Origin of the sequence: Halolamina litorea, assembly GCF_026616205.1 — an archaeon.
GTDB lineage: Archaea > Halobacteriota > Halobacteria > Halobacteriales > Haloferacaceae > Halolamina > Halolamina litorea.
This window is the reverse complement of the sequence record NZ_JANHGR010000003.1, coordinates 261459-267810: the sequence shown is the minus strand read 5'-3', so window position 1 is coordinate 267810 and position 6352 is coordinate 261459. Positions and strand designations below refer to the sequence as shown.

Here is a 6352-nt window from a genome sequence, read left to right as displayed (position 1 = left end):
GAAGGTGGACACCAATCACCCAGATGGGCGGCGGGCTGGGCTGACACTGGAAGCCGAAGAGCGACTGGAAGCGCGTGAGTGGGAGATCAAGCGAACAGCCGAGCGGTTCGATCGACGGCTGGACTCCGATAGAGAGGCGCGAACGAGAACGGTGGTTCGTGAGGCGAGCGTCGAACAGCGACGAGTGTTCAAAGAGCGAGCGGCGGCGGTGGATCCGTGGCAAGACCCGGAGCGGGCTGATGCGCGCGAGCAAGTGTCGAAAGCGGAACTGGGCTGGGTGAACGAAGAAGCGAGGCGGCTGTCAGGGATGCTGCCGGGGTGGTCGCGGGCGGCGATCAGTCGGCGGCTGGCTGAGCGGGTCGTCGATGGTGTCTCGAAGACGGCGGCGGTCGTCGGTGTCTTCGAGGAGTTACAGACTGATGCCGGGCAGGTGCTCCCCATTGCGGCGCTTGCGGATGTGCCAGTGCGTGAGGTGAGTGTCAGCGGCGTCGTGACGACCCTGTGGGACCCATCGAGTCCAGCTATTCAACAGGTGGGGCTCATCGAAGACGAGAGCGGGAAGACGAAGCTGACGGTCTGGTCGCGGTCAGCGCAACCGGTTGTCGAAGAGGGCGAACGTGTGGTGCTTCGGAACGTCGCGAAGAGCTGGTACGAGGGGCGCGTCTCAGTTGCACTAACGGGGCGGTCGTCGATCTCGTTCCCCGAGCGCGAGGCGTGGTGGGCTGAGTAAGGCCATCTCGGCCTCTCTTTTTCGTGTGGCCAGCTACCTCCCCAGCCGTCGTCCTCGCGGGCTCGGACGCCCCTCGCGCGCGGTTGCGGCGTTCGCCGCGCCTCGCACGCGCCGAGGGATTGTGCTAGTTCGCTGTTGGTTAGTGCGACCCACGGTCCCGGTTTTTGGCGCCTCAGCAGGGCTGGAGGCGCGATACAGTGCCTCTCAGAAACGATGTCCCGAAGACAACTCCCCCCGAAACCGGCACAGCCGGAGATCCGAAATCCGAACGGCCACGAACTAACAATCGTCAGCGAACGACTCATCGGGAAGCGACCGACGGACTACGACATCGATCTCTCAGACAGAGATAGCTACACGGCGCGGTTCTACCGCTGTCAGAACTGTGGGCAAGAACGGAACCGCGCCGGACACTTCCAGGAGGTGTGCCCGGGTCCAGACTCGTCGACGCCACTCAGCGACGGTGGGTACTCGATCGACGACCCACGGACGCGACGGGCACTCACTGAGCAGATGGTGGTGCAGTTCGGCGCATTGGGACCGATCTACGACGTCCGGAGCGAGAGCGGCAACACGTACCAAGTCGACGTTGAGGAGATCCGCTGTTCCTGTCCAGACTGGCGAAATCGGGGTGATACCCTCGGGCAAGAAGGCTGTAAGCACCTCAGACGAACGAACTTGGAAATCCTGGCCGGGGAGGTTCCACAGCCGAACGGACAGTTTCGCCGGTAGAGAGATCAGCCGTCGAACGCTGGACGGAGGTCACGCCAGCGGAAGTCGGCGACGCGGCCGTCGTCCAGTTCGACCCGGTAGAGGATTGAATCCCGTTCGTCCCCAGTTGACTCGCCGGCATCGTCTTGGAGCACCTCGATGATCGTCCCTTGCCGACCGTGGTACCGCTCGTGGTCGGGGTCGGTTTTATCGGGGATGTCGATTCGGACGCGGTCACCCTCCTGAGGCTTCATTACAGAGCGAGTCGGGTGAGCAAGAGCCGACACTATTAATCTATCAAGAATATTTTAATTGGACCAATGCCGGATCTCTCTCGTCGGCGGGCGCTCAAACTCTCTAGTACATCTCTGCTAGCCGCACTCGCCGGCTGTGGGGGACGAACGGGCGAAGCCAAGAACACGTCGACGTCGGAGTCAGCGACCGAAACCGGGGGACCGACCACTGAGGAATCAGCCGTCCAAACCGAGTTCTCTCTCGAGGAATCGGCACTGCTCAAAGGGGGCGAACTTGTCGTGACTGGTCGCGTCGAGAATACCGGCTCATCGTCGACGGAGGTCACCCTACCACTCGCGGTGAATGGGCGGACGATCACGACACACTCGTTCACACTCGGCGCCGGCGAACAACGAGAGATCACGCTCACCGGCTCACCGACGACGACCGGAACGCAGCCGATCACCGTTGCAGGCACACACGTGGGCGAGGTTGTGGTCCGTGCCGAGCGCCCGGACATCGTCCGCGACGTCGGCGCACACTACTACCCCTGGTACGGTGCGCCGCTACATGACTACCGCGGCGGCGAGTGGAGCCTCGAGTCACCGTCGACGCCCGTTCTCGGCAACTACGACTCCACCAACCCTGACGTCATCGAACAGCACATTGACTGGTGTCGGCAGGCAGGAATTTCGTGGCTGAACGTGTCGTGGTGGGGACGGAACAGCGGCCACGACCGCCGGTTCCGCGAGGACATCCTCGGCCACCCCCGCTCGGACGAACTCGACTGGTCGGTCCTCTACGAGACAGTCGGGCAGTTCGGCGTCGATCCGATCGACCTCAGCGACGAAACGAACCAACGGCAGTTGGTGAATGACTTCGAGTATCTGGGAGAGCACTACTTCGATCGAGACAGCTACAAACGTATCGACGGTCGCCCGGTCCTCTACATCTGGGTCGCGCGGCTCTTTCACGGCGATGTTGCTGCGGCGTATGAGGCAGCTGTCGAAGCTGCCGGGGTCAGGCCGTACCTGATCGCCAGCGTCCCTGCGGCCTCCGGGCTCGGAACACACCCGATACTGGAAGTCGCTGACGCTGTCACAACGTACAACCCGTACACGGTGAGCGGCCGAACCGCCGACGAGTTCATCGATGATCTCCAGTCAGGCTACGAGAAGTGGTACCGGAGCAGCGAGTACGTCGGCGTCGACGTGATCCCGACAGCGATGCCCGGCTTCGACGACACAGAACTCACTCACGATCAACGGGACAACGTCCCCCTCGAACCCTCGGCAGAGCGCTACGAGCGGAGCGCCGACGTCGCCCGGCACTACGCCGACGGCCCGGTGCTCGTCACGTCGTTCAACGAGTGGTACGAAGACACGGCAATCGAGCCGAGTGAAGACCACGGCGAGGCGTATCTCGATGTCACGGCTGAAGCACTCGCTGCAGCCGAGCGCTCGCCGCCGACTATCGACGGCGAGACGTTCGTGCTCTCGTTCGGCAAACTCATCGCGGAGTCGGAGATGAACCCGGATATCGAGAACGGGCGGCAGTTCTCGTTCATGCTGGATGAACTGACTATCCGCGACGACGACGGCCAAGCCCGCATCGACCTCGACGTCGGCACCGGAAGCGAGACGGTCGAATTCCTGCTCGGGTCCTACGGTCCCGAGAGCACCGAGGAAAACACCTGGCGCTGGCTTGGCGGGCAGCGTGACACCGCCATTGACGTCCCGTCACTTCCCGATGCCGGCGAAATCGAGATCAGTGGCCTTGCCCCAGCAGAGATGGATGTCGCGCTCAAAGTCGACGGAGACGTTCATGACAAAACGACGCTTGCAGAGGGGTCCGGAAGCTACAGACTCGAACTCGGGTGAGGGTCAAGCCGGTAGTGAATCGAGAGTCTTCCATACGCATCGACGGCGATTTTCCCCGATCGCTGAGATGGGCCATATCCCAAAAGGTGAAGCATCGCTATCGCAAACTCTCGGATAATGCAGGACGCGTACGTGGTCGACGCGGTGCGGACACCGCTCGGAAAACACGGCGGGTCGTTCTCCGATACTCACCCGCAGGATCTCGCTGCGGAACCGCTTCAAGCGCTCGAAAGACGCAACGGGTTCGACGGCGGGTCGGCTGTCGAGGACGTGATTTACGGCTGTGTCACCCCGATTGACGAGCAAGGGAGCAACATCGCCCGCATCGCGCCGATGGTTGCTGGCTGGGGCGACGACGTCCCGGGCGTCCAGCTCAATCGGATGTGTGGGTCTGGTCAGCAGGCCGTGAACTTCGCAGCCGGACAGATCAAGGCGGGTATGCACGACGTGCTCGTCGCCGGGGGCGTCGAACACATGACGCGTGTCCCGATGGCGAGTGATACGGCCTCCCCAGACTGTAGCTACGCTGACCCCGAGAACGTCACTGAGACGTATTTCGAGCACTTCGAGGAGTTAACCTCCCAGGGCGAGGGGGCCGAGCGAATTGCCGAGCAGTGGGGGTTCAGCCGGGCGGAAGTCGACGAGATTGCCGTCGACTCCCAAACGAGATGGGGACATGCGGCCGCAGCCGGGAAGTACGACGATCAGGTCGTTCCTGTCGAGACCGAGGTCGACGACGGACCAGTCACCGTCAAACGTGATGAACATCCGCGCCCGGAAACCGATGCGGAGACGCTGCGGGAGCTCCCGCTCGTCTTTCGTGAGGAAGGCGAGGGCGTCATCCACGCAGGGAACGCCTCCGGTGTCGTCGATGGCGCGTCGGCGCTCCTCATCGCGTCGAAGGCGGCGTGTGAAACACATGGCTGGGAGCCGATGGCCCGCATCGTCGACTCACACGTCGTCGGAGTCGACCCGAAGACGATGCTGACGGGCCCGATTCCAGCAACGACCGAGATTCTGGCCGAGAATGATCTAACTGTCGACGACATCGACCGGTTCGAAGTGAACGAAGCGTTCGCCCCAGTCGTTCTCGCGTGGCTGGCAGAGACCGGTGCCGACTGGGAGAAAACCAACGTCTGGGGCGGCGCGATCGCTCATGGACATCCACTCGGAGCGACCGGCGGTGTGTTGCTGGGGAAGCTTGCCGCGCAACTGGCGGAATGCAACGGTCAGTACGGTCTCTGCACGATGTGCATCGGCTTCGGGCAGGGTATCGCCACCCTCATCGAGCGCGTTTGACTCCCTCGACAGGGCGAGCAGCCCGTCGGCAACGGAGTACCGACTCGAACAATGAATCGCTCGTCACGATGGAGACTGATAGTTGAAACTCGTCGGTGACTTCCTCTCCATCCTACTCGCTCACCGCTGACGCGGTTCGCCGTTTGCGGGTGGGACTTCCTGTTTTCACGACGTGCTTTGTAGACACCGAGACCAAGGACCGCGACGCCGCCGGCGTCGACACAGCGGACATCGACGACACGACGGCCCGTAGCCTGATCGACGACCGCACCGAGGATGTGGCGAGCCAGCTGATCGGCTACATATCCTCCTGAGAGCCACCTGTCGTGAGCGGCCACGTACCCAACTAGACGCCCTTTGACATCCTCGCCATTCGGGGCGGGGAGAATGTCAACCGGCCTACCCGAGACGCAGTTTACTCTATCTGTTTCCTGGAGAACGGGTGACCAACATGAGTATTGTGCGTTTGTTGCAATAGTGTTTTGGCACTCCAACGCGTATCGGGACTCGTTCGATGACAGAACCCGAGCGTGGTGAGACGCCCAGCGACCAAGACTTCCCCGGCAAGTCCAATGGAATTCGATTCCGCAACCCACCTGAGACGTTGTCAGCGGAAGAATTTCACGTGCCGGTCGAATGTCGCGCTCGAGACGGTCGTGGAGGCGGCCGAACGCATCAGGCGTCAGCGAGCACTCGATGCGGCCGAGTCCACAGTCCACGCCATCCCCGCGGGTTCCGGACGAACCGCTGGACGGACGGAACTACGAGCGACCACGGTTCGAAAGCGAGGCGGAAGGACACTCCCAACGTACCGACTCGCCTGACAGTCGACGACGAGTGGCGTGATTCCGGAGGCACAAACCGTGTCTGAGGAGGGAACGATCGACGTCGGGACAGTCACACGGGTGTGGTCCGTTGGCTGGCAGTGGCCCTGGGTCGTCACTCTCGCGGTGATGCTAGGCGGCAATTTCCTGTTCGCGGCCGACCGGACTGTACTGGGAATCGGCGTGTTGGTCGCCGGTCTGGGAATCGCTGTCGCCGGGGTGCGGGCCGTGAACCGACACAGTGGGGATGCGTTCGACGACGGAACGAGGAGCGTCCGCCGTGCCGTGGCGGGTGAACTCGGCCTAGACGATACATCAACTATTCACTCGCTAGCGGTCGGTTCCGACTCCGTGGTCGGCTTTGACTGTCCGAAAAGCTACGACCTCGCCGTCGTGACCCTCGGTGAGTCGGCGCTGACAGTCCACCACGATGGTTCGATGGACCTGCTCAACAGATCTTGGACTGTGGGGGACCAGACGGAGCGGATTCCGTACAAAGACGTCAGGTCCGTCACGGAGGAGGACGGAACGCTCCGGATGGAGCTCGTCGACGGGGGGACGAAGTCGCTTCCCGCAGGCAGTCGACCGGACGACCTTTTGGCGGCCCTCGGTCGCCGACTCGACGGCACCGACTCCGCTTCATAAGCGCGAGCGGTGACACATTCACGAAGCTG

General features: G+C 62.6%; 7 protein-coding genes. 6 read left to right on the top strand and 1 reads right to left on the bottom strand.

Features of this window, described 5'->3' with window-relative positions:
• Both NO998_RS15670 and NO998_RS15665 read left to right on the top strand, forming a co-directional pair.
• Positions 1 to 730: DNA-binding protein (locus tag NO998_RS15670; RefSeq protein ID WP_267648218.1), on the top strand; the 730-nt coding region annotated here is incomplete at its 5' end.
• 213 nt (positions 731 to 943) lie between these two features.
• On the top strand, positions 944 to 1462 hold the full coding sequence (locus NO998_RS15665) for a hypothetical protein (RefSeq protein ID WP_267647984.1): 519 nt from the start codon (positions 944 to 946) through the stop codon (positions 1460 to 1462).
• A 5-nt stretch (positions 1463 to 1467) separates the two neighbouring features.
• Here the strand turns inward: NO998_RS15665 and NO998_RS15660 are convergent, their stop codons facing one another.
• A complete protein-coding gene (locus NO998_RS15660; RefSeq protein WP_267647983.1) occupies positions 1468 to 1695 on the bottom strand; it encodes a DUF8139 family protein in 228 nt (75 codons plus the stop codon).
• 279 nt (positions 1696 to 1974) lie between these two features.
• Here NO998_RS15660 and NO998_RS15655 point away from each other — a divergent pair, with 279 nt between their 5' ends.
• From NO998_RS15655 to NO998_RS15640, 4 genes are all read left to right on the top strand, one after another.
• Positions 1975 to 3555: a glycoside hydrolase family 99-like domain-containing protein gene (locus NO998_RS15655; protein ID WP_267647982.1), complete on the top strand. Its 1581-nt coding sequence runs from the start codon at positions 1975 to 1977 to the stop codon at positions 3553 to 3555.
• Between the two features lie 117 nt (positions 3556 to 3672).
• The gene (locus NO998_RS15650; protein WP_267647981.1) at positions 3673 to 4854 is read left to right on the top strand and encodes a thiolase family protein; all 1182 of its coding nucleotides are present in this window, start codon (positions 3673 to 3675) and stop codon (positions 4852 to 4854) included.
• 149 nt (positions 4855 to 5003) lie between these two features.
• Positions 5004 to 5168 (top strand): hypothetical protein, encoded by a 165-nt coding sequence (locus NO998_RS15645; RefSeq protein ID WP_267647980.1) that lies wholly within the window; start codon positions 5004 to 5006, stop codon positions 5166 to 5168.
• 528 nt (positions 5169 to 5696) lie between these two features.
• The gene (locus tag NO998_RS15640; RefSeq protein ID WP_267647979.1) at positions 5697 to 6323 is read left to right on the top strand and encodes a hypothetical protein; all 627 of its coding nucleotides are present in this window, start codon (positions 5697 to 5699) and stop codon (positions 6321 to 6323) included.
• Positions 6324 to 6352 lie beyond the last annotated feature (29 nt).

Bases quoted from the DNA above. Each gene is read 5' to 3' on its own strand.
- NO998_RS15660 (WP_267647983.1), bottom strand. From the start codon at position 1,695: ATGAAGCCTCAGGAGGGTGACCGCGTCCGAATCGACATCCCCGATAAA.
- NO998_RS15650 (WP_267647981.1), top strand. From the start codon at position 3,673: ATGCAGGACGCGTACGTGGTCGACGCGGTGCGGACACCGCTCGGAAAA.
- NO998_RS15665 (WP_267647984.1), top strand. From the start codon at position 944: ATGTCCCGAAGACAACTCCCCCCGAAACCGGCACAGCCGGAGATCCGA.